This window comes from Planococcus sp. VCh962 (assembly GCF_057748275.1).
The window spans coordinates 346140-370993 of record NZ_JBYLHS010000001.1; the positions used below are offsets into that span (position 1 = coordinate 346140).

Annotated in this window: 31 protein-coding genes, 1 pseudogene and 1 other annotated feature; of the genes and pseudogenes, 25 read left to right on the forward strand and 7 right to left on the reverse strand. The window is 43.2% G+C overall.

Going from position 1 to position 24854, the window contains the following annotated elements; all coding sequences use genetic code 11:
- The first annotated feature begins 51 nt into the window (after nucleotides 1-51).
- From AC3AQ9_RS01760 to AC3AQ9_RS01805, 10 genes are all read left to right on the forward strand, one after another.
- Nucleotides 52-1284, forward strand: a complete 1233-nt coding sequence (locus AC3AQ9_RS01760) for a methionine gamma-lyase family protein (protein ID WP_488305742.1) — start codon at nucleotides 52-54, stop codon at nucleotides 1282-1284.
- 121 nt (nucleotides 1285-1405) lie between these two features.
- Nucleotides 1406-1789, forward strand: coding sequence for a MerR family transcriptional regulator (locus AC3AQ9_RS01765; RefSeq protein ID WP_488306800.1), 384 nt, complete (start codon nucleotides 1406-1408; stop codon nucleotides 1787-1789).
- Between the two features lie 40 nt (nucleotides 1790-1829).
- Nucleotides 1830-3164, forward strand: a complete 1335-nt coding sequence (gene glnA / locus AC3AQ9_RS01770) for a type I glutamate--ammonia ligase (RefSeq protein WP_488305743.1) — start codon at nucleotides 1830-1832, stop codon at nucleotides 3162-3164.
- A gap of 426 nt (nucleotides 3165-3590) precedes the next feature.
- Nucleotides 3591-3956, forward strand: coding sequence for a YolD-like family protein (locus AC3AQ9_RS01775; protein WP_488305744.1), 366 nt, complete (start codon nucleotides 3591-3593; stop codon nucleotides 3954-3956).
- 392 nt (nucleotides 3957-4348) lie between these two features.
- Nucleotides 4349-4795: a DUF6376 family protein gene (locus AC3AQ9_RS01780; RefSeq protein ID WP_488305745.1), complete on the forward strand. Its 447-nt coding sequence runs from the start codon at nucleotides 4349-4351 to the stop codon at nucleotides 4793-4795.
- A gap of 174 nt (nucleotides 4796-4969) precedes the next feature.
- Complete coding sequence (locus AC3AQ9_RS01785) at nucleotides 4970-5194, forward strand: hypothetical protein (RefSeq protein WP_488305746.1); 225 nt, start codon at nucleotides 4970-4972, stop codon at nucleotides 5192-5194.
- Nucleotides 5195-5361: 167 nt separating this feature from the next.
- Complete coding sequence (locus AC3AQ9_RS01790; RefSeq protein WP_488305747.1) at nucleotides 5362-5562, forward strand: hypothetical protein; 201 nt, start codon at nucleotides 5362-5364, stop codon at nucleotides 5560-5562.
- Between the two features lie 139 nt (nucleotides 5563-5701).
- Nucleotides 5702-6127 (forward strand): hypothetical protein, encoded by a 426-nt coding sequence (locus AC3AQ9_RS01795; protein WP_488305748.1) that lies wholly within the window; start codon nucleotides 5702-5704, stop codon nucleotides 6125-6127.
- Nucleotides 6128-6174: 47 nt separating this feature from the next.
- Nucleotides 6175-6369, forward strand: coding sequence for a hypothetical protein (locus AC3AQ9_RS01800; RefSeq protein WP_488305749.1), 195 nt, complete (start codon nucleotides 6175-6177; stop codon nucleotides 6367-6369).
- An 81-nt stretch (nucleotides 6370-6450) separates the two neighbouring features.
- On the forward strand, nucleotides 6451-7182 hold the full coding sequence (locus AC3AQ9_RS01805) for a class I SAM-dependent DNA methyltransferase (protein WP_488305750.1): 732 nt from the start codon (nucleotides 6451-6453) through the stop codon (nucleotides 7180-7182).
- Nucleotides 7183-7269: 87 nt separating this feature from the next.
- On the opposite strand, the gene lexA is transcribed toward AC3AQ9_RS01805, so the two are convergent.
- Nucleotides 7270-7890: a transcriptional repressor LexA gene (gene lexA / locus AC3AQ9_RS01810; protein ID WP_488305751.1), complete on the reverse strand. Its 621-nt coding sequence runs from the start codon at nucleotides 7888-7890 to the stop codon at nucleotides 7270-7272.
- A gap of 166 nt (nucleotides 7891-8056) precedes the next feature.
- On the opposite strand from lexA, the gene yneA reads away from it, so the two are divergent.
- The 6 genes from yneA (at nucleotide 8057) to AC3AQ9_RS01840 (ending at nucleotide 12228) form a co-directional block, all read left to right on the forward strand.
- Nucleotides 8057-8374 (forward strand): cell division suppressor protein YneA, encoded by a 318-nt coding sequence (yneA, locus tag AC3AQ9_RS01815; RefSeq protein WP_488305752.1) that lies wholly within the window; start codon nucleotides 8057-8059, stop codon nucleotides 8372-8374.
- Nucleotides 8371-9024 carry a YneB family resolvase-like protein gene (locus tag AC3AQ9_RS01820; protein ID WP_488305753.1) on the forward strand — a complete coding sequence of 218 codons (654 nt, stop codon included), beginning with the start codon at nucleotides 8371-8373 and terminating at the stop codon, nucleotides 9022-9024. Before yneA ends, AC3AQ9_RS01820 begins: the two co-directional genes overlap by 4 nt.
- Before the next feature lie 57 nt (nucleotides 9025-9081).
- Nucleotides 9082-9315 (forward strand): DUF896 domain-containing protein, encoded by a 234-nt coding sequence (locus AC3AQ9_RS01825; RefSeq protein ID WP_488305754.1) that lies wholly within the window; start codon nucleotides 9082-9084, stop codon nucleotides 9313-9315.
- An 87-nt stretch (nucleotides 9316-9402) separates the two neighbouring features.
- Entirely contained in the window at nucleotides 9403-11406 is a 2004-nt protein-coding gene (gene tkt, locus AC3AQ9_RS01830) for a transketolase (RefSeq protein ID WP_488305755.1), read from the forward strand.
- Nucleotides 11407-11538: 132 nt separating this feature from the next.
- A complete protein-coding gene (locus AC3AQ9_RS01835; RefSeq protein WP_300989539.1) occupies nucleotides 11539-11772 on the forward strand; it encodes a YneF family protein in 234 nt (77 codons plus the stop codon).
- 177 nt (nucleotides 11773-11949) lie between these two features.
- Nucleotides 11950-12228: a hypothetical protein gene (locus AC3AQ9_RS01840; protein ID WP_488305756.1), complete on the forward strand. Its 279-nt coding sequence runs from the start codon at nucleotides 11950-11952 to the stop codon at nucleotides 12226-12228.
- Nucleotides 12229-12802: 574 nt separating this feature from the next.
- On the opposite strand, the gene AC3AQ9_RS01845 is transcribed toward AC3AQ9_RS01840, so the two are convergent.
- Together AC3AQ9_RS01845 and AC3AQ9_RS01850 are read right to left on the reverse strand one after the other, a co-directional pair.
- Nucleotides 12803-13750 carry an alpha/beta hydrolase gene (locus AC3AQ9_RS01845; protein ID WP_488305757.1) on the reverse strand — a complete coding sequence of 316 codons (948 nt, stop codon included), beginning with the start codon at nucleotides 13748-13750 and terminating at the stop codon, nucleotides 12803-12805.
- Between the two features lie 15 nt (nucleotides 13751-13765).
- Complete coding sequence (locus AC3AQ9_RS01850; RefSeq protein WP_488305758.1) at nucleotides 13766-14665, reverse strand: hydroxymethylglutaryl-CoA lyase; 900 nt, start codon at nucleotides 14663-14665, stop codon at nucleotides 13766-13768.
- Between the two features lie 77 nt (nucleotides 14666-14742).
- On the opposite strand from AC3AQ9_RS01850, the gene AC3AQ9_RS01855 reads away from it, so the two are divergent.
- The 3 genes from AC3AQ9_RS01855 (at nucleotide 14743) to AC3AQ9_RS01865 (ending at nucleotide 16840) form a co-directional block, all read left to right on the forward strand.
- Entirely contained in the window at nucleotides 14743-15930 is a 1188-nt protein-coding gene (locus AC3AQ9_RS01855) for an acetyl-CoA C-acetyltransferase (RefSeq protein ID WP_488306801.1), read from the forward strand.
- 13 nt (nucleotides 15931-15943) lie between these two features.
- Nucleotides 15944-16183 carry a DUF3886 domain-containing protein gene (locus tag AC3AQ9_RS01860; RefSeq protein WP_488305759.1) on the forward strand — a complete coding sequence of 80 codons (240 nt, stop codon included), beginning with the start codon at nucleotides 15944-15946 and terminating at the stop codon, nucleotides 16181-16183.
- A gap of 111 nt (nucleotides 16184-16294) precedes the next feature.
- Complete coding sequence (locus tag AC3AQ9_RS01865) at nucleotides 16295-16840, forward strand: GNAT family N-acetyltransferase (protein WP_488305760.1); 546 nt, start codon at nucleotides 16295-16297, stop codon at nucleotides 16838-16840.
- A gap of 88 nt (nucleotides 16841-16928) precedes the next feature.
- Here the strand turns inward: AC3AQ9_RS01865 and AC3AQ9_RS01870 are convergent, their stop codons facing one another.
- Genes AC3AQ9_RS01870 through AC3AQ9_RS01880 form a run of 3 tightly spaced genes read right to left on the reverse strand, consistent with a single transcriptional unit; the run spans nucleotide 16929 to nucleotide 19000 of the window.
- Nucleotides 16929-17546 carry an NUDIX hydrolase gene (locus AC3AQ9_RS01870; RefSeq protein ID WP_488305761.1) on the reverse strand — a complete coding sequence of 206 codons (618 nt, stop codon included), beginning with the start codon at nucleotides 17544-17546 and terminating at the stop codon, nucleotides 16929-16931.
- Nucleotides 17543-18190 carry an HAD family hydrolase gene (locus AC3AQ9_RS01875; RefSeq protein ID WP_488305762.1) on the reverse strand — a complete coding sequence of 216 codons (648 nt, stop codon included), beginning with the start codon at nucleotides 18188-18190 and terminating at the stop codon, nucleotides 17543-17545. The genes AC3AQ9_RS01870 and AC3AQ9_RS01875 overlap by 4 nt, the downstream gene beginning before the upstream one ends.
- 21 nt (nucleotides 18191-18211) lie before the next feature.
- Nucleotides 18212-19000 carry a class I SAM-dependent methyltransferase gene (locus AC3AQ9_RS01880; RefSeq protein ID WP_488305763.1) on the reverse strand — a complete coding sequence of 263 codons (789 nt, stop codon included), beginning with the start codon at nucleotides 18998-19000 and terminating at the stop codon, nucleotides 18212-18214.
- 139 nt (nucleotides 19001-19139) lie between these two features.
- Nucleotides 19140-19330 (forward strand) — a binding site (T-box leader).
- A gap of 57 nt (nucleotides 19331-19387) precedes the next feature.
- Between AC3AQ9_RS01880 and proS the strand changes: the two genes are divergently transcribed.
- The 3 genes and pseudogenes from proS to AC3AQ9_RS01895 form a co-directional block, all read left to right on the forward strand.
- Nucleotides 19388-20818: a proline--tRNA ligase gene (proS, locus tag AC3AQ9_RS01885; RefSeq protein ID WP_488305764.1), complete on the forward strand. Its 1431-nt coding sequence runs from the start codon at nucleotides 19388-19390 to the stop codon at nucleotides 20816-20818.
- Between the two features lie 28 nt (nucleotides 20819-20846).
- Nucleotides 20847-21680, forward strand: coding sequence for a DUF4037 domain-containing protein (locus AC3AQ9_RS01890; RefSeq protein WP_488305765.1), 834 nt, complete (start codon nucleotides 20847-20849; stop codon nucleotides 21678-21680).
- Between the two features lie 46 nt (nucleotides 21681-21726).
- Nucleotides 21727-21876: pseudogene (locus AC3AQ9_RS01895) on the forward strand (amidohydrolase family protein); the annotation flags it as partial.
- A 78-nt stretch (nucleotides 21877-21954) separates the two neighbouring features.
- Here the strand turns inward: AC3AQ9_RS01895 and AC3AQ9_RS01900 are convergent.
- On the reverse strand, nucleotides 21955-23211 hold the full coding sequence (locus AC3AQ9_RS01900; protein ID WP_488305766.1) for an ABC transporter substrate-binding protein: 1257 nt from the start codon (nucleotides 23209-23211) through the stop codon (nucleotides 21955-21957).
- A gap of 246 nt (nucleotides 23212-23457) precedes the next feature.
- Here AC3AQ9_RS01900 and AC3AQ9_RS01905 point away from each other — a divergent pair, with 246 nt between their 5' ends.
- The 3 genes from AC3AQ9_RS01905 to AC3AQ9_RS01915 all read left to right on the forward strand — a co-directional run bounded on the left by AC3AQ9_RS01905 (nucleotide 23458) and on the right by AC3AQ9_RS01915 (nucleotide 24842).
- Nucleotides 23458-23967 (forward strand): glycine/sarcosine/betaine reductase selenoprotein B family protein, encoded by a 510-nt coding sequence (locus tag AC3AQ9_RS01905; RefSeq protein ID WP_488305767.1) that lies wholly within the window; start codon nucleotides 23458-23460, stop codon nucleotides 23965-23967.
- 66 nt (nucleotides 23968-24033) lie between these two features.
- Entirely contained in the window at nucleotides 24034-24216 is a 183-nt protein-coding gene (locus tag AC3AQ9_RS01910) for a hypothetical protein (RefSeq protein WP_488305768.1), read from the forward strand.
- 167 nt (nucleotides 24217-24383) lie between these two features.
- Nucleotides 24384-24842 (forward strand): hypothetical protein, encoded by a 459-nt coding sequence (locus AC3AQ9_RS01915; protein ID WP_488305769.1) that lies wholly within the window; start codon nucleotides 24384-24386, stop codon nucleotides 24840-24842.
- Nucleotides 24843-24854 lie beyond the last annotated feature (12 nt).

Genomic DNA, 24854 nt, shown 5'->3' on the forward strand with positions numbered 1-24854 from the left:
TCAAGTTTACTTGCATAATAAGTAGGTGAGTAAATTAGAATGGAGAATTTGATGCAAACAACAATTAGACAAATAGAAGAAAAGATAAAAACCGAATTGCAGATAGCGGATGACATTGCATTTTTCAACCAACGGAAAGTTCTGGATGCATTTCATCGGCAGAAAGTCAGCGACCACCATTTTAATCCATCGACGGGCTATGGCTATGACGATGAAGGACGCGACACCCTGGAGCGGGTGTATGCAGACGTCTTTAAAGCAGAAGCGGCACTTGTCCGACCGCAAATCATCTCCGGAACACACGCCATCACGATTTCATTATTCGGTATTTTGCGTCCGGGAGATGAGTTGTTGTATATTACCGGGAAACCCTATGATACGTTGGACTCCATCGTATCAGGAGGTGAAAAAGACACCGGCTCGCTGAAAGACTTCGGTATCAGCTACCGGCACGTTCCTTTAACGGCAGCACATCAAATCGACTGGCAGACTATCGAGGAAACGGTTCATGGAAAAACGAAAGTTGTTGCAATCCAGCGTTCCCGCGGATACGATACACGCCCGTCGTTCACGATCGAGGAAATTGAAGAAATGGTAAGCCGGATTCGCAAGATAAAGTCCGATGCCATCATTTTTGTTGATAATTGCTATGGTGAATTTGTTGAAGAACGTGAACCGATTGAAGCGGGAGCCGACTTGATCGCCGGATCGCTGATCAAAAATCCAGGCGGCGGCATGGCGAAAATTGGCGGTTATATTGCAGGAAGAAGCGATTTAGTTGAAAAATGCGGTTACCGCATGACTTCTCCGGGTATAGGAGGAGAGGCCGGAGCGTCATTAAATGCGCTGCCGGACATGTACCAAGGCTTTTTCATGGCACCACATATCGTTTCACAAGCGTTGAAAGGAGCCATCTTCACCTCGGCTTTGCTTGAAACTGCCGGCATGGAAACGACTCCGCATTACGCAGACAAACGGACGGATTTAATCCAGTCTGTATCATTCAAAACAGCTGAACAGATGATTGCTTTCTGCCAGACCATACAAGCCAGCTCACCGGTCAATGCGCAATTCAAGCCCGAACCCGCCTATATGCCAGGTTATGAAGACGATGTCATCATGGCAGCGGGCACCTTTGTCCAAGGCTCCAGTATTGAATTGACAGCAGATGGGCCGATCCGGCCACCGTATACAGCTTTTGTCCAAGGTGGATTAACGTATGAACATGTGAAAATTGCCGTTTTGAATTCTGTAGAGACGCTGAAAAAAATAAGTTTACTTTAAATGGATTTCCGCATCCAAGGATGCGGAAATTTTTCATGTTAGGAAACGTAACGTAGATTTGACAAATAAACTAACATGAGTTATAGTAAAGGAGTAGTAATTAGTGAAAAGGGTGAAAAAAATGACGAATCGGGTTCGCCGGACGATGCCGCTTCTTCCAATCAGCATTGTCATGCAGCTGACGGAACTAACAGCGCGCCAAATCCGCTACTATGAAGAGCACGAATTAATAAGCCCTGCCCGTACAGAAGGAAACAAACGGATGTTTTCATTAAATGATGTGGACACCTTACTGGAGATCAAAGACTACTTGGACCAGGGCCTCAATATTGCTGGGATCAAGAAAATTTTCGCGATGAAAGTGCAGCCTCAAACTGAGCCGGCCAAGCCGCAAACAATCAGTGACGCTGAACTGCGGCGGATTATGCGGGAAGAATTCATGAGTTTAAAAGCGTATGACAGAGGCGGAAACCGCCAAACGGATTTATCCCGTTTCTTTCATTGAAACGGGTTACATACAACATTCATAGGAGAGTGAAGAGAACATGGGCAAGTATACTAAAGAAGACATTAAGCGATTAGTGAAAGAAGAAGAAGTAAACTTTATCCGGCTGCAATTCACCGACATCCTCGGAATCATCAAAAACGTTGAAATTCCGACGTCCCAATTAGATAAAGCGCTCGACAATAAAATGATGTTCGATGGTTCTTCCATCGACGGATTCGTACGCATTGAAGAATCGGATATGTACTTATTCCCGGATTTGGATACTTGGGTTGTATTCCCTTGGATCACTGGGAAAGGAAAAGTTGCCCGCTTGATCTGCGACATATACCGTGCGGACGGCACTCCATTTGAAGGAGATCCACGCAATAACTTAAAACGCGTGCTTAAAGAAATGGAAGAGCTAGGATTCACACATTTCAACCTTGGGCCAGAACCTGAATTTTTCTTGTTCAAATTGGATGAGCGCGGTGAACCATCGCTTGAACTAAACGACAACGGCGGATATTTCGACTTGGCTCCAATGGACCTTGGTGAAAACTGCCGCCGCGACATCGTATTGGAATTGGAAGAAATGGGCTTTGAAATCGAAGCTTCCCACCATGAAGTGGCTCCAGGGCAACACGAAATCGACTTTAAATATGCGGATGCCATCAAAGCTTGCGATGATATCCAGACATTTAAGTTGGTCGTTAAGACCATTGCGCGTAAACACGGACTTCATGCGACATTCATGCCAAAACCGCTATTTGGTGTAAGTGGTTCAGGTATGCATATGAACGTGTCCCTGTTCAAAGGCAATGAAAATGCCTTTTTGGATGAAGACGGTGAATTGAAGCTGAGCGATACGGCTTATCAGTTCCTAGCTGGAATTCTTGAACACGCTCAAGGTTTCACAGCTGTCACTAATCCGACAGTCAACTCCTACAAACGCCTTGTTCCAGGATACGAAGCACCTTGCTACGTAGCTTGGTCAGGACAAAACCGCAGCCCGTTGATCCGTATCCCAGCATCACGCGGATTGTCAACTCGTGTGGAAGTGCGTTCGGTTGACCCGTCAGCGAACCCTTACTTAGCGATGGCAGTATTGTTAGCTGCTGGCCTTGACGGCATCAAAAAGAAAATGACGCCGCCAAAACCGGTTGACCGCAACATCTACGCGATGAATAGAAAAGAACGCGAAGCAGTAGGTATCCAAGACCTTCCACCAACATTGTATGCGGCTCTTCAAGAGCTACAAAGCGATGATGTAATGAAAGATGCACTTGGCGAACACATCCTCAACAACTTCGTTGAAGCAAAAGAAATCGAATGGGATATGTTCCGTATTGCCGTACATCCATGGGAACGCGAACAGTATTTGAAAATGTATTAAGAAAAGACAAAACCGCTGGAACCTAAAGGTTTCAGCGGTTTTTTGTTCTGTACTGAGGTTTGCTATACCAGTTGAAGTTAAAGCATATAATGATTTAGAAACATTAAAATCATTCAAAAGAGCCTGAGAGCCGGCAAGGCGGTTCTCTGCAATCCGGCGAAATCCAGAGATTTTAATCTTATATAAAACTCGCGGTATCGAACTACAGGCCACATGAACTGTTGCATTAACTCTCGCCATTGGAACTAAAACTTCATAAGACGGTACGCATTAGAGGGAAGCATAATTTGACAAATAAATTTAAAAACAGTTAATCGAAAGCGGTTATTATGCAAACAGGTCAAAAATTTCTTATTATTCTTGAAATAAGAACGAATGTTCTGTATAATATTATTAATAAAGAGTTATGAAAGGAGGATGAAGGTTATGGTACTACTCAATAGAGAGCTGAAGCAAGTAGGGAATCATGTAGAAAAAAGAAATTTTAAGTGGCAGGGAATGAGGTTGTCAGAGCATATGAAATTCTTAAGCGATTGGTATGCAGAAGATAAACAGGAAAAGAGACCAAAATTAGATGAAAAGGCAAAACAGTTAATCGAGGAAAAATTGGAAAGTGCGCTAATACGAAAATGCCCAGTCCGGATGCAATTGTGGAAAGACCATAACCTTCATTTCCATGTCGGGAGAATAGTGGAAATGGATCCTCAGACGAGAACAATTGTCTTTGATGAACCATTTGGAATGAAACAATTGCCAGTCGATAATATTGTCAAGGTAATGCTAGTTGACTAAATAATAAATCCCTCTGCTTTCATTTGGCAGAGGGATTATTTTTGGTAATATGCTTCTTTGGTATAAACCGGGTTTTTTATGAGGAAAACGAGTGAAGATAAGGATGGCCAATTCCTGGTTTTCAATATGGTCCATTTCTTCTTTACAGGTACGCATAAATAAAAAAATCCAGAGATCGAACAAACGCTAGGGCTTAATAGGCATTGGATTCTCCTTGCGGGAACGCGCACAACATCTGAAGGTATATTAACAAGAAAACCGTTGAGGCTCTGAGGCTCCGGCGGTTTTTTAATTAACCTGAATCTGTTATTGAAGGTGGTCATATTCTTAGGAGGATTTTTTCGGCCGTGCTATACTGATACCACCATTACAGCATATATGGAGGAAAATAGATGAAGAAAAAATACCTAGCGATATTGTTGGCCAGTGGTATTTTGCTGAGCGGCTGTTCTGCTCTAGATGGAGTCACCGATACATTGAATTACGCAACCGAAGCAACAGAGTACGCCAATGAAGCCAGTGCTTTTGCTCAGGAAGTTCCTGATTTGGCAAAACAAGCAGTCAACGACGAACAAGCGGCCCGTGAACTTGAAGCACGGTTGGAGGAAATGAAAGCAACGATTGAAGAATTCAATCAACTTGAGGCACCCGAACTTGGTGCGGATCTTCATCAACAAGTGGTCAATCAAAACAATCGGGCGATTGAAGGAATCGATTTATACTTGGATAATATAGAGAATGGCAAACTCGATTCCGAAGTATTGGAAAACACGGAAGCATTCAAATCCCTTCAAGAAATCACCGGCATTGTGGAACAGATAAAACAGTTAGGAAATTAAAATAGAGAAATATTATTGATCAATGACCGTCAGCATTTAAATGCTGACGGTTTTTATATGGAAAAAAAGAAGGCAGGGACTTTTTAACTGATTTTATGTAATTGCTATCTTTAAATAAAATTCAAAAGGGATATGCCTTCCTGCTGAAGAAAATTTAAAGGAGGAGGTGAAAGCGTGAAGAAATTCGTCATCCAGTATTTTTTGGAAAAAGGACTTACAGTGGAAAGAACGGTAGAAGCGGAGTCAAGAGAAAACGTGACTGCTATGGCTCTGTCTGAAAGCATCGTCCAATATGAAGATGTATTTGGTGAACTGAATATTTTTAACAAAGCGGACGTTAAATTGGTGAAAATAAAAGATTACACGGAGCCGGTTACTACTTCAAGAAGAGGCGGTTAAGAAAAGCGCTTAAAAGAAATAATTAAATTCGGCTGAACAGCTTCTGAAACAGGGGAGATTACTTTTTTGAAATAAGGGTATGTATATATAAGTCTTTCCCTCTTTAATAATCCGTACTGAATTTTCTATGGCGGTTGCCGCCAGGAGGATTTTGTGGGGGTGATTAAATGACAAAGATTCAAGGGATAAAGAGCTTGCTGAAATACCTGGAGGCAGCGGATTATCCGATGACTGAAGACAAGGTACAAGAATTCATAACCCAGCGAAAGATTCCGCATAGCCAGTCTTATGGCGATATGATTATTTTTGATCTAAACCATATTGATTGGTGGATAGCAGAACAGCGGAAACTGAAGAACAAAAGTTAAATGAGTTTTAACAACACCCTGAAGCCGGATCCTTTCCAATAAAAGAGTCCGGGTTCGGGGTATTGTTTTTTTCGGGATCTGTAACATAATAGAATAACAGGCGTCTTAATTAGAAGTATGAATATTGGAGGAGCATTGGATGAAGATATTGAAAATTTTAATTGTATTGCTCATCGTGCTGTTTCTTGGGGCAATTGGTGTGTATTATTTCGGTACCAATATGGCTTCAGAGAAAATGGTGGAAGAAGCAACTGAACAACTGAACAACAGCGGACAATTGGAAGAAATCCAATCGTATGTAGAAAATGATCCTGAACTTGCTGGCTATATCGAAGAAGCAAAAGCGGCTGACGAAAGTTCCTTGCCATTCAACTCAACCGGACAGGCAACACGGGTATTGATCCAAAAAGTAGGAGTTACAGAATTAAAAAATATCCAGAGTGGTGTCCAAAACGGAACGATGTCTCATCAGGAAGCCATTCAAAAACTGGAACAGGATTTGACGGAAGAAGAGATGCTGGCATTGAAAGTCATCGCTTATAAACAAATATACGGTCAACAATAATATTGAGTTGTGGTAAACTAAAGGGAGCTTACAGAGGAGGTCAGTGAATGAAAACATTTCAAGTGGAATTCTATTTTGACCAAGGGAATACGATAGTCCTTTCTGTACAGGCCACGGATAAAGAGGCTGCTTTAGGGAAAATCCCTTCAAACGGAACTTATGACGTAACAGATGAAGCCAGCGGTAAAATTTATCGCATCACGATTAATCTTGTCAAGTATATCGTGGTCAACCAATCTTGATAAAAACAAGCATCGCTCAAGCAGCGCATGCTTTTTTTATACTTAAAATAAGAGATTTTTCCGACAAGGGGATGGGCATGAATGGAATTCAAAGGAGCCAGTGCGTATGATCAGAAAGATTTTTTAAATCAATTTCTGGCAAGAAGAAACCGGGAAGAAAGTCCGAATAATGCCATTGAAAGGCCAATCGTCATAGAATTGCTGGGAAAGGTGAAAGGCAGGAATCTACTGGATCTTGGATGCGGAGAAGGCAGCTTCGGTAAAGAGCTGTTATTGGCTGGAGCGGATCATTACACGGGTGTAGAAGGTTCGGATCAGATGGCTTGGCTGGCAAAAAATGAACTGAAAGGCACCAAAAGCGTCATTCTGCAAGAAACGATGGAAACTTATGCGTTTCCCCACAATGAATTTGATATAGTTATGTCCCGCTTTGCCATTCACTATGTTGCCGATATCCAAGAGCTGTTTAAAAAAGTGCATCAGGCGTTAAAAGATAACGGCAAATTTGTCTTCAGCGTTCAGCATCCTTTGACAACTTCTTCTTTTATCAGCAAAAAAGAAGGCGAAAAAAGAGGGAATTGGATTGTGGATGATTATTTTAATTCCGGCGAACGTAAAGAGCCATGGATGGATAAAATCGTCGTAAAACATCATCGAACCACCGAACAATATTTTAATGCCTTAGCGGAGGCAGGCTTTAAGATTGAGTCCTTGCGTGAAGGGGAACCTAAACGGGAAAATTTCAGCAGTGAAGCAGAGTACCGGAGGCGCAAAAGAATTCCGGTTATGCTGGCATTTTCTTGTGTTAAATAACTTGCATATTAATTGGAAAAACAAGCAATGGAATTTACGACGAACTCAAAATAAAAAAACGCTGAGAAGAAATTCTCAGCGTTTTTTTTATAGGATTTGGCGATAGACGCCAACCACTTTGCCCAGAATAGAAACTTGATCGACGATAATCGGATCCATCGAAGAATTTTCAGGCTGCAAGCGGAAGTAATTATCTTCTTTGAAAAAGCGTTTCACTGTTGCTTCATCATCTGCAGTCATCGCAACGACAATATCTCCGTTGTTAGCTGTCTGCTGCTGTTTAACTACAACGTAGTCACCGTTTAAAATACCAGCTTCAATCATACTTTCACCCATGATTTCAAGCATGAAAATATGGTCATCCTCGGTACCGTATGTCTGAGGCAGCGGGAAGTACTCTTCCACATTTTCGATGGCGGTAATCGGCAGCCCTGCAGTAACTTTCCCGATCAACGGAACATGCAACACTGGATTTCTTTCAATTAGCGCATCTTCTGTGCTAATGATTTCAATGGCTCTCGGTTTAGTCGGGTCACGGCGGATCAGTCCTTTGCTTTCCAACCGGGCCAGATGGCCGTGGACAGTCGAACTGGAGGCCAGGCCAACTGCTTCTCCGATTTCACGAACGGAAGGCGGATAACCTTTAGCACGAACTTCATCTTTTATAAAAGTCAAAATATCTTCTTGGCGTTTCGATACTTTTTTCAACAGTTTCACCTCTTTTTAGTTGTTCAGTATGTTTTTCTACCCATAGTATACCAACTTGGGATATGAAATGCAAACATAGGTTCGAATTTATTTGTTGACAAAAACACTTGTTCGCATTAATATAAGAACATACATTCCGAACACATATTCTTAGGAGGCGGTTCACATGACAATCATTCGAAAAAACTCTTATTTTACAGCATTATTTACGCTTATTCTTATATTCTCCATTTTTTCGGTAATCACCCATAACAATGAAAAAACACAAGTAAGCCACGTCCAAATTGAAGAAGGCGATACTCTGTGGACTTTGGCTGAATCATTCAGTGGAGACACTCCCCATCAGCAATGGATCGATGAAATTATGAAGGAAAACGGATTGACTACTGCCAAAATCGTTGCCGGCCAATCACTTAAGATTCCGAGTGACCAACTCAAATACACCCCAGATGAAACCATCAAGCTGGCAGGTGATGCAGAATGAAAAAAACTGCGTTAATTTATTGCCGCGTCAGCACCACGAAAGATACACAGGAAACTTCGCTCGAGAGACAGGAAGAAGAGCTGCTAAAATTTGCATTTGAACAAGGCTATATTGTGGACCAAATATTTTCTGATCAGCATAGCGGCTATGAAATGGACCGAGAAGGCTTGTTGGAAATGCTTAACTGCATCAAGACGGAAAAAGTAGATGCTGTTTTTATCCAGGATGAAACGCGTCTTGGACGAGGGCATGCCCGCATCGCGCTTTTGCATGTCATGAAAAAATACGGCGTGGAAGTCTACACTTTATCTGACCAAGGACCGATTGCCTTGAATGATATGGATGATATGGTGCTGGAAATTTTAGCGATCGTAGAGGAATACCAGCGAAAAATACATAACGCCAAAATTAAACGAGGCATGAAACGTGCTGTTGAAAACGGCTATAAACCCGAAAAGAATCTAAAAGGGAAAGGCAATCCGGAAGGAAGGGAGCGCCTTGATTTGCCGATTGACCAAATCGTCAGCTTAAAGGAAAACGGACTGACCTTCCATGAAATCGCCGTTACGCTGCAAGGATTTGGCTACCAGGCAAGCAAAGCGACTGTCCATCGCCGTTATAAAGAATTCGAACAAATGAAACAGGGCTAATATATTGCAGAAAACCATCTTCTTTTGTACGATATGTAAGAAGAAAGGTGGGGTTTGATGTTATCACCAGATAAATTAAATCGAATTAATGAATTATCACGAAAATCTAAAAAAGCGGGCTTGTCTATAGAAGAAGCAAAAGAACAATCTTTACTTCGTCAAGAGTATTTGCAGACATTCCGGAAAACGATGCGCGGAACCATTGAAAACGTAAAAGTGATCGATCCGAATGGCGACGATGTAACTCCAGAAAAAATCAAGAATATCCGGGAGAATAAGTATTTAAATTAATACTTATTCTCTTTTTCGTTGTATTCTTTTCTATTGTTGACTACACTAGTAAGGGATGAAATTTTGTTCTAGAGAGGATGTTTTTTTATGTCAAACCATGCAGATCAACTTGCAGTGACTACGATTCGCACACTTTCCATTGATGCTATCGAGAAAGCTAATTCCGGGCATCCTGGATTGCCTATGGGAGCTGCTCCTATGGCTTATACATTATGGACGAAACATATGCACCATAATCCGAAAAACCCTAAATGGTTCAACCGTGACCGTTTTGTCTTGTCGGCTGGACACGGTTCAATGCTTTTATATAGCTTGCTTCATTTGAGCGGTTACGGCCTTACATTGGATGAAATCAAAAACTTCCGCCAATGGGATTCGAAAACTCCAGGACACCCTGAATACGGCCACACAGAAGGCGTGGAAGCAACCACAGGTCCTCTTGGCCAAGGAATTGGTATGGCGGTTGGAATGGCAATGGCAGAACGCCATTTAGCGGCTACATACAACAAAGAAAACTTGAATGTTGTAGACCATCACACATTCGCTTTATGCGGAGATGGCGACTTGATGGAAGGCGTTGCAGGTGAAGCTATTTCACTGGCTGGCCATTTGAAGTTAAATAAATTGGTAGTACTTTATGACAGCAATGACATCTCATTAGACGGCGATCTTCACATGAGCTTCTCTGAAGATATTAAGAAACGCTTTGAGTCTTACGGCTGGAACTATTTGCGCGTTGAAAACGGCAATGAATTGGACGATTTGTCTGAGAAAATCGCTCAAGCTAAACAATCATCTGACAAACCGACAATTATCGAAGTAAAAACCGTCATCGGTTACGGAGCTCCGAATAAATCCGGTAAAGCGGATGCGCACGGTGCACCACTGGGCGAAGATGAAATGAAATTGGCGAAAGAATATTACGAGTGGACATTCGACCAGGATTTCCACGTGCCGGACGAAGTATACGAAACGTTCAAACAAGCAACAGAAGAATTAGGCGGCAACGCTGAAACGGCTTGGAACGAACTGTATGCTGAGTATGAAGCACAGCATCCTGAACTGGCTGCACAGCTTCAAAGAGCAATCAAAGGAGAACTTCCTGAGAACTTCGATGCCGACTTCCCAACTTATGAAGTAGGCAAAAAGCAAGCTACCCGTGCTTCTTCAGGCGATATGGTAAATGCTATCGCGAAAGCTGTACCTTCATTCTTTGGTGGTAGTGCGGACCTTGCCGGATCGAACAAAACAAACATCAAAGGCGGAGGCGACTTTGATGCTGAAAATCCAACTGGACGCAATATCTGGTTTGGTGTGCGTGAATTCGCAATGGGGACTGCCTTAAACGGTATGGCACTACACGGTGGCCTTCATGTATTTGGCGGCACATTCTTCGTATTCAGTGACTATGTACGTCCAGCAATCCGCCTTGCGGCTTTGATGGGCCTTCCGGTAACATTTGTATTCACTCACGACAGTGTAGCGGTTGGAGAAGATGGCCCTACTCACGAACCTGTTGAGCATTTGGCTTCGCTTCGCGCAATGCCGAATTTGAGCGTTGTCCGCCCTGCGGATGCGAATGAAACAAAAGCGGCTTGGAAACTGGCTTTGACTGCGAAAACTGCGCCAACGCTATTGGTTCTTTCACGCCAAAACCTGCCTGTGCTTGAGCACACGAACGACTTGGCAGCAAACGGTGTTGAAAAAGGTGCTTATGTGGTTTCGCCAGCAGAAAACCCACAAGCATTGCTATTGGCAACCGGTTCTGAAGTGAGCCTTGCGGTAGCAGCACAGAAACAATTGGCAGAAGAAGGAATTTCGGTTTCTGTTGTATCTATGCCATCTTGGGATCGATTTGAAAAACAAGACAAAGAATACAAGCAATCGGTTATTCCGAAAACGGTCAAAAAACGTTTGGCAATCGAAATGGGCTCTTCATTCGGCTGGGAACGCTATACAGGCGATGAAGGCGATATCCTTTCAATTGACCGCTTTGGTGCCAGCGCGCCAGGCGAGCGCATCATGAAAGAATTCGGCTTCACACCAGAAAATGTAGTGGCGAAAGTCAAGAACTTAATCAACGAACAATAAAATGACATAAAAGCGGAAGCGGAACAATGCTTCCGCTTTTATTATTTTGATCTTATGGTCATGGGCCGGATTTTATAGTATAATCCAATGTGGTGCACTACTTATTTATGCAACGCGAAGGAGGTAACATGAATGGCTACTTGGATCTGGATCGTAATCGTTATCGTGGCGTTGATCGCAGGTGTTGCGCTTGGCTTTTTCATCGCTCGTCAATATATGATGAAGTATTTGAAAGACAATCCACCGATTAATGAAGAAATGCTACGTATTATGATGATGCAAATGGGACAAAAACCGTCTCAGAAAAAAATCAATCAAATGATGGCTCAAATGAATAAAGCTTCTAATAAACCTGCTAAAAAATAAAAAGCACTCTCATGGAGTGCTTTTTTTCGTTCCTTGAAATAGCCGGCGAATTCTATTCTTTAGGTTTTCTCCACCAACGCAGTAAGTTTAGTGAGAAAGCTCTTTCTCCTTACGTTTCAAATAGCTGCAAAACAGGGATAGGAGAAGAAAAGAACTTAAAAAATGGGAGGGAATATTATGCCTGAACAAGAAGAGTTCGTTTTCTACATGCCAGTGATTGAAAAAGAAGAATCGCGAGAAAAAGAAAGTTTCAATACGCAAATGGCAGGAGTCGGAAAAGTTTTGCCGGTTTCGATGGAGCAGATCAATGAAATGGTAAAAGGATTATCGGACTATAGCCTAGATACAATAGAATTGCATGTCAGAGGAGTGGCGAGAACGGGACCGATGGTTGAATTTTTCATCGGAGCAGAAGGGGAAGCCGGACTAAAGCTGGTTTTGAAAAAAAAGAAATAAGGCAATGGAAAAAGCACTCTTAATGAGTGCTTTTTTAGCTTGTTAAGAAAATTGAAAATTGTATTAGCGATCATCCCTTAACCGATATTTCACCCCACAGATCCGCTCCTGTCTCTCTCTCTGTATCGCTGCGCTAGCTTCGAGACATGAAAAAGCGTTGCATCGCTGCGCTAGCTTCGAAACATGAAAAGGCGTTGCAGGGTCTCGGCTGTCTCGTCGCTACGCTGCCCCGCAGGCAAGACATTGGCCGACGCCCGCGTGGCCAAGTCTTTGCGACGAGATTGCGCAGGAGCAGTATGTTTTCTCCGCTGGTTGGCTCCATATCCGGAGAGCCGGTCCAATTATTAGAGAGCTTTCCGAATGAGCTCCCTATTTCAGAGAATCTCTAAAGATGGCAAAAGAGAGCTGAATGCAGCGGAAGGCGGCGACTCCTGTGGGAGTAGTGTGAGTCCTGAGACCCCGCAGGGAGCGGCAGCGAGCGAGGAGGCTCAGGCCACACCCCACGGAAAGCGTCCGCCCTGGAGCGCAATTACAGAAGAAGATACTTGTTTCTCGACAGCCAGAAAAAGCACTCTTAATAAGTGCTTTTTTGCATTTCTGAAGTCATCAATCCATTTTCCCGTAGAAACGCAGCAACTGTCTGTTCATATTCTTCTGAGTTTTCATTGTACGACTGGGCGTGCGCTCCTTCAGCAAAAAACTTGATTGCTTTTGGTCCCGATTTTACATCATACATTTCCTGAGACATTTCTGGCAGCACAAATTCATCTTTCAAGCTATGGATGAAAAGGATCGGACTTTTGATGTTTACTACCGCTTCAATGGGTGAGACGGTAGAGATGGAATAACCATCGCGCAATTTCATGAAAATAGCCGCCAGCTTTACCGCTAATGGTAAGCGTATTGGCTTAGTGGTATTCATGACATGAAGGATTTGTTTAGAGATATCGGAGTAGGTGCAGTCAATCACATAAAATGATGCCGTGTCTTCCATGCCGGCGTATAAAAGCGTCGTAGCCCCGCCCATCGACTCGCCGTGGATGCCGAAAAATAAATCAGGTCCAACGTGCAGTTTTAATGCTTCTACCACAGCTTTTAAATCGAGTTTTTCATAATGGCCGAAACTGGTGGTTTTGCCGCCGCTTTCTCCGTGCCGGCGATGATCATATACGACCGAATTGAATCCGAGCCGCTCAAACATTCGAGCGTACTTAAAAGAATTTACTTTAGTCTCTGTTACACCATGGCAAATGATAACATATCGATTTGTATCATGGGGCTCCAGAAAAATGGCTTTGATGGGATAGCCGTTTTCAGACTCGATCCATCTTTCGCTTTTTTTCACCTGGGCATACCATACTTCATCATAGCGTTTTGCGGAAGTTTCACGCTCTAAAATGAGATTTTCGTCTTTTTTCTTCATGTACATCAAGCGGTTGCTGACGATAAAGCCAATGGCAGCAGCTGTTAAAGTTAAACCAGTTGAAACAATGGCTGAAACTTGCAGCAATCGTTTGTTCATGGCAAACTACCTTTCTTATGCCCGATTTTGATAAAGCCGGTACATCCCGGTTTGAACCGGATTTGACACATGGGGTTCTATTTTTCGGACAGCTTCGCATAATAAATCCAAGTCTATGCCCGTCTCAATGTCCATGCGGTGCAGCATATTGACGACATCTTCTGTCGCCACGTTACCTGTAGCACCAGGAGCGAATGGGCAGCCTCCAAGTCCGCCGGCAGATGAATCAAAGCGGTCGACACCGGCCTGCAAGGCAGCAAAAATATTTGCCAGCGCCATTTTTCGTGTATCGTGGAAATGGGCAGTCATCAGCACATCCGGAAATGCTTCTTTTAATTGACGGAACAATTCATAGCTTTCAGCTGGCGTAGCCATGCCAATCGTGTCGGCAACGCTTAATTCATCCACGCCCCAATCAACAAATCGGCGGCAAAGTGCCAATGTATCTTCCGGTTTAATGGCGCCTTCAAAGGGGCAATAGAAAGCTGTTGAAATGCAGGCGCGGACAAAGATGCCGTCCTGCTTTAATTTTAGGATAAGCGGCTTTAATGCTTCCATGCTTTCATCCGTTGTTTTATTGATATTTTTCTTGTTGAATGTATTCGACACCCCGACGAATACTGCGACAGCCTGGGCTCCTGATTCCAGCGCCGCCTTGATGCCTTTTTCATTCGGTGTCAAGACGAACTGCCTGCCTGTTTTTTCAACATTAGCCATAATGTCTTTGGCATCACCCATTTGGGGAACCCATTTCGGTGACACAAATGAAGTCAGTTCCATTTCCTGAATGCCTGCTTTTTGCAAGCCTTCTATAAACTGCAATTTGTGTTCAGTCAATACAATATTTCCTTCATTTTGAAGTCCGTCCCGTGGCCCTACCTCGATAATCGTTGCATTATTTGGTAAAATGAACATAGTATCCCTCCTGACTCCATTTTAGCCAGTGTAGGGAGAAAAGAGCAAACGGTAAACAACCAAACAAGGGGGAAATCATTGTGTCACAAGAAGTCGTTATTGTCAGTGCTGTTCGTACAGCGATCGGTTCGTTTCAAGGTGCGTTAAAAGATGTGCCGGCCACAAAATTAGGGGCAATCGTCATCAAAGAAGCGGTTGAAAAAGCCGGAATCGCACCAGACCAAGTATCAGAAGTGATCATGGGCAATGTGCTGCAGGCAGGACTTGGACAGAATCCGGCACGCCAAGCGGCAATGCAGGCTGGCCTTCCGGAGACTGTTCCGGCGATGTCGATCAATAAAGTCTGTGGTTCAGGATTAAAAGCCGTGCATTTGGCTTATCAGGCAATTTATGCTGGGGATGCAGAAATCGTAGTTGCCGGCGGCATGGAAAACATGAGCCAGGCTCCGTATTTAATGCAAAATGCACGCAGCGGATTCCGCATGGGCGATCAGAAAGTGGTCGACAGCATGCTGGTGGACGGCTTGACATGTGCATTCAATGATTATCATATGGGCATTACTGCTGAAAATCTATGTGACCGCTATGGAATTACCCGGGAAGAACAAGATGAGTTTTCAGCCCGTTCACAGGCCCGTGCAGCAGCAGCGATCGATGCCGGAAAATTTGATGATGAAATTGTGCCAGTGGAAATTCCACAACGCAAAGGCGAGCCGGTTATTTTCAAGACAGATGAATACGTGAAACGTGATTCCACTGCTGAAAAGTTAGGCAAATTACGTCCAGCGTTCAAAAAAGATGGCAGCGTGACTGCGGGCAATGCTTCCGGCATCAATGACGGGGCAGCTGCAGTCGTGGTCATGTCAAAAGCGAAGGCGGATGAACTCGGGCTTACGCCGCTTGCAACAATCGCTGCAAACGGCAGCGCTGGAGTTGACCCATCCGTAATGGGTATCGGTCCAGTCCAAGCGGTAAAAAATGCCTTGAAAAAAGCAGCGGTTTCTCTTGAAGATATTGAATTGATCGAAGCAAATGAAGCTTTTGCTGCCCAGTCAATTGCAGTGGATAAAGAACTCCATTTTAACCATGATATTTTAAATGTTAACGGCGGTGCGATTGCACTTGGCCATCCAATCGGCGCCAGTGGTGCCCGTGTATTCGTTTCACTTCTTCATGAAATGCAGAAGCGTGATGCAAAGACGGGGCTTGCCACATTGTGCATCGGTGGAGGCCAAGGCGTAGCAACAATTGTAAAACGCCCATAAGGAGAGAAGCGGAATGGCTAAGAAAAATACAGCAAAGAAAAATACACCTAAGAAAAAAGAAGAAACCACCAGTATCTTGCCGGAAGATATTCTGGCAAAGCTGCAAGCGACGAAAAAAGAGCTGTTGAAAGAAGAGCAGCAGCGCGAGGAAGAAAAAGAAGCGCAGAAAGTGTTTGAACGCCAACAGCGGGAAAAGAACCTGTCGTTTGCGGAATTGCTTGAACGGCACGGGGATAAAGGGAATAAGTTTTAGAAAGAGATAAAATTCTATAATATTGCTAAGAGATAAAATAACCATCTTCATCAAACCTGGAAAGGGATGGCGAAGATGGTTTTCCTTGTTTCGAACAAAGGGAGAGGAACAATGATTTTAAGTAAGCAGGATTATAAGGTGAAGGAAATAAGTTATATCATTCGCTCAGCAAATGAAAGGGATGCTCAACAACTGTCTGAAGTCAGAATGCAAATTGATGGGGAAACAGAAAACCTGGACCGGGAAAAAGGGGAAGCATTTATCGATGCTGAAGGATTTGAACAATTGATCAAAGCGGACGCTGAACATCCGAGAAATTTGTTTCTTATAGCTGAAAGAGATGAACAGATTGTTGGTTTCGCTAGATGTCTAGGGAGTGACTTAAAGAGATTGTTACATAAAGTAGAATTTGGAGTAGGCGTGTTGAAGAATTATTGGGGGTATGGCATCGGGAGAAATTTGCTTGAACAATCCATTATATGGGCTGATTCTAATGGCATTCATAAAATGGTCTTGTTTGTACTGGAGGAAAATACGAAGGCCATTGTTCTGTATAAAGAAATGGGCTTTGAAGTTGAAGGTGTACTGAAAAAAGATAAACTCCTTTCCGATGGAGATTTCCATAATACAATTGTAATGGGAAGATTCCGCGAGTAATAACTCTCCTTAGGATTTAAGGAAGGAAGGAAGGAAGAAAAGGCAATCTAGCAGCTGCCTTTTCTTCCTTTTTCCCTGGAAATTCAATTCAATCAAATACGGTCTTTTTATTGGGATTTCTATAAAAGTCAAATAACATTGCGATTTGTGACTTTGTATTTCTATTTTCTGAAAGGCTGGGCAGATTTGTTTCTTCAAAGAAACCCACGCCTTTCGTTTCTATTCCTTTTTCAGCCATGCCACCAACGATGTCACATTGGATAAAAATCTTATAATAATGATAAGGCTGAGGCGGGTGCGGATGTTTGTTCATGTCAAGCACTGCCAGCAGTTTTACCGGCACTGCGTCAAATCCGGATTCCTCTTTGATTTCCTTGACAATATTTTCGGCAGGGGAAAGGCCGATGTCACAGAAACCATCTGGCAAAGACCAGTGATCATCGATGTTTTCATGGACCATTAAAATTTTCTCCTCTTTAAAGACAGCTCCGCGAATGTCCAGTTTAGGTGTCTGGTAGCCGGTATCATTTGCGAACAAGTCTTTGATCTTCTGCATTTCCAGATCGGTATGCTCTTTGATAATTTCTGTACTGATCTCCCGCAGTTCTTGGAAGCGTTCCAAATCGTAGACGTTTTTTGAAAAGGCCAATCCCGCTTGGGACAGCGATTGAATCCGTTGTGCCCATTCGAGCCATTTTGTACTCATTTGAATCCTCCTTCCATTGCTTTCTTGAAATCGCTGACCGTCTTAAAAAGAAAAGCAGGAGCTGCGGCGAATTCCAAAGTCTGGTAGTCCGGTAGCCACTGGACCCCTACCGTCACGACGCCTGCCCTCATCCCGGCTAAAATATCCGCATCACTGTCTCCAATGAAGATAGCTTCATCGGTTTTGACATTCAACAAAGATAAAATCTTGCAAATGCCTTCCGGATCCGGTTTTGGATTCACCACATCATCACCGGTGATCATGGCATCAAAAAGATGCTCCCAGCCGAGGGCTTTCAAAGAAATATCCAAGCTTCTTTTTGCTTTGCCAGTGACAATTCCCACTTTGAGTCCTTGTTCTTTTAAATGGTACAGCAAGTCATGGATATCCGTATTTTGTTCAATCAATTCTGCATGGTGTTCCGAGTATTGGGCGTAATATTGTTCAATGGCTTCTTCTTTATTGATATGCTTAAGATTTTTGCGGATGATTCCCGTTTCTGAAGGGCCGAACATCGCCCGGACTTCAGCCGAAGAAAGTTCCCGCTGGTCATATTTTCGGAACACATGCTGGAATGCCTCATCACAAACCGGCAGTGTATTGGCTAAAGTGCCATCAAAATCAAAAAGAATCGCTTTCAACATGATCACCTTCCTTATTGGAACTTATTTTGAAATAAATAACCCGGTATTTTTGGTGATTTCGATAAATCTTTTATTTTCTCGCTTTTTCTGTTCTAGAAATCGGATGAACGCGGTTAACTTTTCTCCTATAAGCCAATTCCTTATTTCGCTGTTGCTGGAAAGCAGATAATCGACTATTGACTGGGAATCGGTGATGTTGAGGCTGTCTGGAAAAAGAACTAACTGTACTTCAGAGAAAAAATGCCTTAACTGGGTGCTGCCATTTTCTAACCCGAATTCTTCGGCATGGTTGAAAATCGAAGAAAAGTCGGCAGCGGAATCAAACTCTTTTAGTAAGCTGTTGAACTCTGCTAAATGCTTTTCTCCAATGGTCGCTGAATAAAAAACGCCGCCCGGTTTCAAAATCCTGCGTACTTCCTGGAAGGCCAGTTGACGATTCGGCACGTGATAAAGCATATGATTGGCAATGACGACGTCAAATGTTTCTCTTTCATATGGAATAGATTGAATATCCATCTGTTCAAATTGAATAGAAGGAATATGCTGCAAATTATTCCGGGTATCTTCCAGCATTCCTTCGGAAAAATCGGAAAGGGTAATATTCCAGCCAAGCGGAATTGACTGTGCATTTTTCTCCCAAAAACTGCCGTTGCCGCATCCAAGTTCAAGGATTCTGCTGTTTTGGCCGATTTCGAACTGCCTGAAAAGCCAAAGGAACCAATCTGTCTTGTTTGTGCTGAATCGTTTATGGATATTGATCCGTGCATCCAAATTGGAGGCATCTTTGTATTGCTCGATTATTTCTTCCACCCGCTATTCCCCTTTTCGAAGTAGATTTTTGAAAAGCCCGTGTTAATTGAAATATTTAGCAGCGTACTTCTATACTAATTCTTATTGACTAAATTTTCTATTTCAATTAATCTAATTAAAATAATAAATAGCAATAGTAGAAACTTTGAGGATCAGTAGATAGATTTTTCTTTTTCAGAGAGGGAGCCGTTGGCTGAGAGGAGCCCAAAGAAAACTATCGAACCTGCCTTTCATAACTGTATTGAAAAATACAGCGGTCCATACCGTTATCATGTTTGAGAGTAAAGCTCTGCTTTAAATTAGGGTGGTACCGCCTTCTGGGTCCCTTATTTTTAGTGGGGCTTTTTTGTTTTATTTTCAATAAATCATTTAAGAAGGAGAATGGATATGGCGAAGAATATGGTAGAAAAAATCACAAACATGGACGTGGATTTTGCGCAATGGTATACGGATGTGGTATTAAAAGCGGAGCTGGTCGATTATTCGAGTGTGCGGGGATCGATGATTATCCGCCCGTACGGGTATGCAATTTGGGAGAACATCAAAAACGCACTGGATGCGGAGATTAAAGAGACCGGGCACGATAATGTCTATATGCCGTTATTGATTCCTGAAAGCCTGCTGCAAAAAGAAAAAGACCATATTGAAGGCTTTGCGCCTGAAGTGGCGTGGGTGACGCACGGCGGCGATGAGGAACTGGCGGAACGTTTGTGTATACGGCCGACTTCTGAAGTGCTGTTTGCCGAACATTATAAAAACATCATCCATTCCTACCGGGACTTGCCGAAGCTTTACAACCAGTGGGCCAATGTCGTCCGCTGGGAAAAAACCACTCGTCCGTTTTTGCGGACTCTTGAGTTTTTATGGCAAGAAGGCCATACATGCCACGAAACAGACCAGGATGCCCACGAAGAAACAGTGAAAATGCTGGATGTCTATGCAGATATCTGTGAGCGGGTGCTGGCAATCCCTGTTATAAAAGGCCGGAAAACAGAGAAGGAAAAATTCGCCGGTGCGAAATATACCTACACGATCGAAAGTTTGATGCATGACGGCAAGGCCCTGCAGTCCGGAACTTCTCATAATCTCGGCACCGGCTTCGCAAAATCATTCGGCATTGAATTTTTAGACCGGGAAGGAAAATTGCAGCCAGTCCACCAGACGTCCTGGGGATTTACTACACGCATCATCGGTGCGATGATTATGGTGCATGGTGATGACAAAGGGCTGGTTTTGCCGCCTGAAGTGGCGCCGACACAAGTGCTGATTGTGCCAATCGCCCAGCATAAAGAAGGAGTGCTCGATGCTGCATACGAATTGCAGCTTGCTTTGAAATCCAAAGTGCGAGTCGGAATTGACGCCAGTGATAAAAAGCCCGGTTGGAAGTTCAACGAATCTGAAATGAAAGGCATCCCGATCCGTTTAGAGATTGGACCTAAAGACATTGAAGAAAACAAAGTGGTGCTTGTCAGAAGAGATACAGGGGAGAAGATAGCAGTTGAACAACAGAGTTTAGAGACCGAAATCCCTCGGCTTCTGCAGGAGATTCAAAAGAATCTATACGAGAAAGCGCTGCAGCACCGTTTAACAAAAACAAATACAGCTGCTACTATGGAGGAGTTTAAAGATACGCTGTCAGCAGAAGGCGGCTTTATCGAAGCGATGTGGTGTGGAAAGCAGTCCTGTGAAGACCAAATAAAAGAAGAGACACAAGCGACATCACGCTGCATTCCTTTCGAACAGCAACGTATTTCAGACACTTGTGTCTGCTGTGGCGAAAAAGCAGAACAGATGGTCATCTGGGCAAAAGCTTATTAACTAGCAGCCGGCTAAAAGGAGCAAAAGAATGGATTTAAAAGAACGGGCAAAAGAAATAGCTGGCGTGTACATGCACAATGCTAAAATCGAGTCTGTCCTGCTGGGGGGGTCTGTCGCACGCAATCTGGCCGATGAATTTTCGGATATTGAACTGTTCATCTTTTGGAAGCAAAGCCCGACTGATGAAGACCGAAAAGAACCGATTGAAAAATTAAATGGTAAAATTCTTGATTTTTACCCTTGGGAAGACGAAGAATGGTCGGAAACCTATATAGTCCAGAACGTCAAACTGGAGATCAGCAGTTTCCTGTTAAGTACCGCCTTTCAGTGCAGTGAAGACGTTACTTTAAATTGCGATACAGATTATGATAAACAAGTATTATTAGCCTCCATCGCTGATGGCATTCCGCTTGGAGGAGAAAAGGCGATATCCGAACTGAAGAAAAAAATAGAGAGCTATCCTGAAGGTCTTGCCAAGGCAATGATCAAAGAAAATATGGAGCTGGGCACGCGCTGGCAGAACCGCGAAGCGCTGGTTGCCCGAAAGGACTGGTTGATGCTCTATCAAGTCATCGTGGCTGTTGAAGTTAAATTGATGGGAATTCTATTTGCATTAAATCGGCAATACGTTCATCACCCGGCGTATAAATGGCAGAAATTCTCACTGGACAATATGGGGATTAAACCGGAAAACAGCTCGGAACGTTTTGCATCAGTGTTGCTTGGAGATCCAAGGGGAGGCATTAAGGAATTAGAGCAATTGGTTTCAGAAACATTTCGATTGGCACAAACCTGTTGTCCAGATCTGGACATGACTGATGCCATAAAAAAAGCCGTCTGGGCAAGACCGAAAAACAGTTAAACAGTTCCCGAAGGAAGTAGTCGTAAATGCAGGGAAACTTGAGTTCCAGAAAGACAAAAAAGGGAAAATCGAAAAAGGATATTGGGCGGATTTCGTCTTGCTTTCGGATCATCCTAAAAAAGTCGAGGACTTTGATATCCAGATTATTAAAGTGGAAGAAACATGGTCGAGAGGAGAAAAGGATTTCTCTAACTGATATCAGAATCATTTTCCACATGTAAATGAAAAGACAGGAGGCTTTTATCGCCTTCTGTCTTTTCATTTGGAGCAATAGTTATTTTTGAATGTTCTCATCGACTATCTGCTGTGCTTCTTTTGCGGCTTGCAGTGGATCTGTACCGCCGATGACATTTTCAATCGATCCGGTTACCGCATCTTCTATATGCGCATTGGTGATCGAATAGCGCGGTTGGAATAATGTTTTCTTTTCATTTATCCAGTATGCGGTATTTTTCAGTTCATCGGATTCATACGTAACATCCTTCACTGTCAGATGCTGGCCTGTGGCATTGGCATATTGTGAAGCGATTTCTGGGCGCGCCAAGTATTCGATAAACGCTTTGGCTTGTTCTTTTTTCTCTGATTTGCTGTTGATGGCCAGCATGAATGTCGCTGTATGGATGCCTTCGTATTTGGCTTTCGATTCATCAACCGTTATCGGTGCAATCAAGTCGAGTTCCAAATCCGGATTCAACGCAACCAGCGAGGCCATATGGAAAGAGCCGCTGGCAAGCATCGCTGCTTCGCCATTTGCCACCATGGCCATTGCACCGTCTTGATTGGTGCCTAATGCGTTGGGGGAAATATAGCCTTTATCAACAAGAAGCTTAATGTCTTCGAGTGTTTTTACCCACCAATCATTTGTCAAAGACTCCTCGCCTGCCATTAATTTCTGAAATACTTGCTCATTCGGCGCGTTATTCATGACCATTGTATTCATGAACTGGCCTTGGGCGACATCTGCACCTGGATAGGCAATAGGAGTAATGCCATTTTTAAGAAGCGTGTCACAAACCTGCTGGAATTCTTCCCAGCTTTTTGGAACTTCCAAGCCAAGTTCTTCAAAAATCCCTTTATTGTAGACCGGCATATTGAAAACGAGCTGAAAAGGGAGTGCATACTGTTTGCCTTCAGATTGCCCGATTTCAATCAAGCGTTCATCAAAATTCGAGACGAATTGTTCATCACTTAAATCTTCAAAAAGACCTGCTCCAAGAAGCGACTGGAACTGCGCTCCAGGAAATGAAGTGAAAACATCCCCAGTCGAACCCTCTTGCAGCATACGCTGGGCAGTAGCTGTGTATTCGGGACCTGGATAAATGTTCATTTCGACATCAATGTTCGGATTTTCTTTTTCAAATTGCGTGATGATATCGTCCAGTGCCGCTTTATCTTCACCGCGCCAATGCATAAAATTGATTTTCGTTTTCTCTCCACTGCTTTCTGAAGTGTTGGCACTTTCACTGGCACATGCGGTGAGCAATAAAATTAATCCGAATAGCGCTAAAATCTTTAAATAGTTTTTTGTCATTTGTTTCCCCCCTTATAAGATTCCCCTCATTACCATTCCATAAATTTATTTCAAATCCTTTCTTAAAAACGAATTCCGCAAATTTTGTTAATAAACCGCATTGCGCTTGGTAAATAAAAGGGATTTATGATGAGGCAGTCGAATAACTAAACAACTAAAAGTATCTGTCACTCATTTCTTTGGAAGTTAACCATGTTGATTCAGGCACTGTCAAAACGATACTGAGGAATGGGGGAGCTATAGAGAATGAAAAGCCGCACAAAAATCAAATCCAAACTGGCCGTGGCATTTTTGGAAAATTTCCCGAAAGCTTATAACAATTTCACTTTAAAGCATGTCAGCAAACAGTCGGGTCTTCCGGAAACGGTGTTGGCAAAACCACTGGACGAATGCAAAGTCGCTTTATTATCGACAGCGGGTGTCCATTTGAAAACAGACATTCCGTTTAATCTTGATATTCAGCCCGGAGACCACACCATCCGGATTGTTCCCGGACAAGCCCAGGAAGAAGCGTTGACGGTAACTCATATGTACTACGATACGAAATACGCTAAAAAAGACACGACAATTGTTTTTCCGATCCAGCAGCTGAAAGAGCTCGAACAGTCAGGAGATATCGGTTCTGTATCAGACATCCATATCGGATTGTATGGCGGCATTATGGAAACCGAACTGGTCGAAACGGAATCGATCCCGAAAGTAGTGGAGCTGTTCAAAAACAAAAACATTGATGTGGCTTTGCTGGTGCCTGGCTGAGGCACTTGCCATAATGTACTCGGGCTGTACGCCCGGGCTTTAGAAGCATCAGGAGTGGCTACTGCAATGATTACCTTATTGCCGGAAGTTACGGAAAAAGCCGGAGTTCCCCGGACTCTTCACGTTCCATTCAAATTGGGCCGGCCGTGCGGGGAACCTTTTGATTTTGAAACCCGGAAAAAAGTGGTTAAGCAATTGCTAGAGCTTTCTACTAAACCAGCTGGAACACGGATGGAATATAAAGATTAAAACAAAATGTTCTGATGCAAATCAAAACGTGCCAGGAGCTAGAAAATAATAAACGAATTAAGGAAGGATGCAAAAGTCTAAATCAGATCGCTCCTTCCTTTTTATATTCATCCGGAATTGTCCTGGTTAAACTTCCATATTATTCATGAGGAGAGGAAGAAGGGAATGTGCGTGAAAAAATCAGAAGATGGCTTTATGATATCGAAAAATCCAATGATTCACAGAAGTACATTTCCATTAATGCTGAAGATATAGACGAACAATTAAAAAACAAAATTGTGATGATGGAAAGCTTAGCGGAAAAACTGGTAAAGAAATTGCAAATTCAATATGCGGAACAGTTTGAAGAGCAGAAAAAGCGCAACTTTTCCATTTGGATTGCAAGAGACATCAAGGGCGACGCATTGGAGAGCTTGACTGCCGACTGCTGCCTGGTTACAGAATACAGGTCTCAAATTGCTGTAGATTACAATGATCCGGGGGATGACAATGATACTTATGCAGCTGCCATCACACTTTGGCATTATCATGGAGCATATTTTAAAAAGTTCGGCACTTTATTTGACCTAGCCAACAATGATTTAGGAGAAGAAGTCGAGGAGACCTTAAAGAACTTGCTTGATTGACCAGGCTACAAG

Bases quoted from the DNA above. Each gene is read 5' to 3' on its own strand.
- proS (WP_488305764.1), top strand. From the start codon at position 19,388: ATGGCGAAGAATATGGTAGAAAAAATCACAAACATGGACGTGGATTTT.
- AC3AQ9_RS01840 (WP_488305756.1), top strand. From the start codon at position 11,950: ATGCCTGAACAAGAAGAGTTCGTTTTCTACATGCCAGTGATTGAAAAA.
- AC3AQ9_RS01835 (WP_300989539.1), top strand. From the start codon at position 11,539: ATGGCTACTTGGATCTGGATCGTAATCGTTATCGTGGCGTTGATCGCA.
- AC3AQ9_RS01865 (WP_488305760.1), top strand. From the start codon at position 16,295: ATGATTTTAAGTAAGCAGGATTATAAGGTGAAGGAAATAAGTTATATC.
- AC3AQ9_RS01800 (WP_488305749.1), top strand. From the start codon at position 6,175: ATGAAAACATTTCAAGTGGAATTCTATTTTGACCAAGGGAATACGATA.
- AC3AQ9_RS01875 (WP_488305762.1), bottom strand. From the start codon at position 18,190: ATGTTGAAAGCGATTCTTTTTGATTTTGATGGCACTTTAGCCAATACA.
- yneA (WP_488305752.1), top strand. From the start codon at position 8,057: ATGACAATCATTCGAAAAAACTCTTATTTTACAGCATTATTTACGCTT.
- AC3AQ9_RS01870 (WP_488305761.1), bottom strand. From the start codon at position 17,546: ATGAGTACAAAATGGCTCGAATGGGCACAACGGATTCAATCGCTGTCC.
- AC3AQ9_RS01790 (WP_488305747.1), top strand. From the start codon at position 5,362: ATGACAAAGATTCAAGGGATAAAGAGCTTGCTGAAATACCTGGAGGCA.
- AC3AQ9_RS01825 (WP_488305754.1), top strand. From the start codon at position 9,082: ATGTTATCACCAGATAAATTAAATCGAATTAATGAATTATCACGAAAA.
- AC3AQ9_RS01850 (WP_488305758.1), bottom strand. From the start codon at position 14,665: ATGTTCATTTTACCAAATAATGCAACGATTATCGAGGTAGGGCCACGG.
- AC3AQ9_RS01845 (WP_488305757.1), bottom strand. From the start codon at position 13,750: ATGAACAAACGATTGCTGCAAGTTTCAGCCATTGTTTCAACTGGTTTA.
- glnA (WP_488305743.1), top strand. From the start codon at position 1,830: ATGGGCAAGTATACTAAAGAAGACATTAAGCGATTAGTGAAAGAAGAA.
- AC3AQ9_RS01805 (WP_488305750.1), top strand. From the start codon at position 6,451: ATGGAATTCAAAGGAGCCAGTGCGTATGATCAGAAAGATTTTTTAAAT.
- AC3AQ9_RS01890 (WP_488305765.1), top strand. From the start codon at position 20,847: ATGGATTTAAAAGAACGGGCAAAAGAAATAGCTGGCGTGTACATGCAC.
- AC3AQ9_RS01900 (WP_488305766.1), bottom strand. From the start codon at position 23,211: ATGACAAAAAACTATTTAAAGATTTTAGCGCTATTCGGATTAATTTTA.
- AC3AQ9_RS01760 (WP_488305742.1), top strand. From the start codon at position 52: ATGCAAACAACAATTAGACAAATAGAAGAAAAGATAAAAACCGAATTG.
- AC3AQ9_RS01765 (WP_488306800.1), top strand. From the start codon at position 1,406: ATGACGAATCGGGTTCGCCGGACGATGCCGCTTCTTCCAATCAGCATT.
- AC3AQ9_RS01795 (WP_488305748.1), top strand. From the start codon at position 5,702: ATGAAGATATTGAAAATTTTAATTGTATTGCTCATCGTGCTGTTTCTT.
- AC3AQ9_RS01775 (WP_488305744.1), top strand. From the start codon at position 3,591: ATGGTACTACTCAATAGAGAGCTGAAGCAAGTAGGGAATCATGTAGAA.
- AC3AQ9_RS01860 (WP_488305759.1), top strand. From the start codon at position 15,944: ATGGCTAAGAAAAATACAGCAAAGAAAAATACACCTAAGAAAAAAGAA.
- AC3AQ9_RS01820 (WP_488305753.1), top strand. From the start codon at position 8,371: ATGAAAAAAACTGCGTTAATTTATTGCCGCGTCAGCACCACGAAAGAT.
- AC3AQ9_RS01910 (WP_488305768.1), top strand. From the start codon at position 24,034: ATGATTACCTTATTGCCGGAAGTTACGGAAAAAGCCGGAGTTCCCCGG.
- AC3AQ9_RS01780 (WP_488305745.1), top strand. From the start codon at position 4,349: ATGAAGAAAAAATACCTAGCGATATTGTTGGCCAGTGGTATTTTGCTG.
- AC3AQ9_RS01905 (WP_488305767.1), top strand. From the start codon at position 23,458: ATGAAAAGCCGCACAAAAATCAAATCCAAACTGGCCGTGGCATTTTTG.
- tkt (WP_488305755.1), top strand. From the start codon at position 9,403: ATGTCAAACCATGCAGATCAACTTGCAGTGACTACGATTCGCACACTT.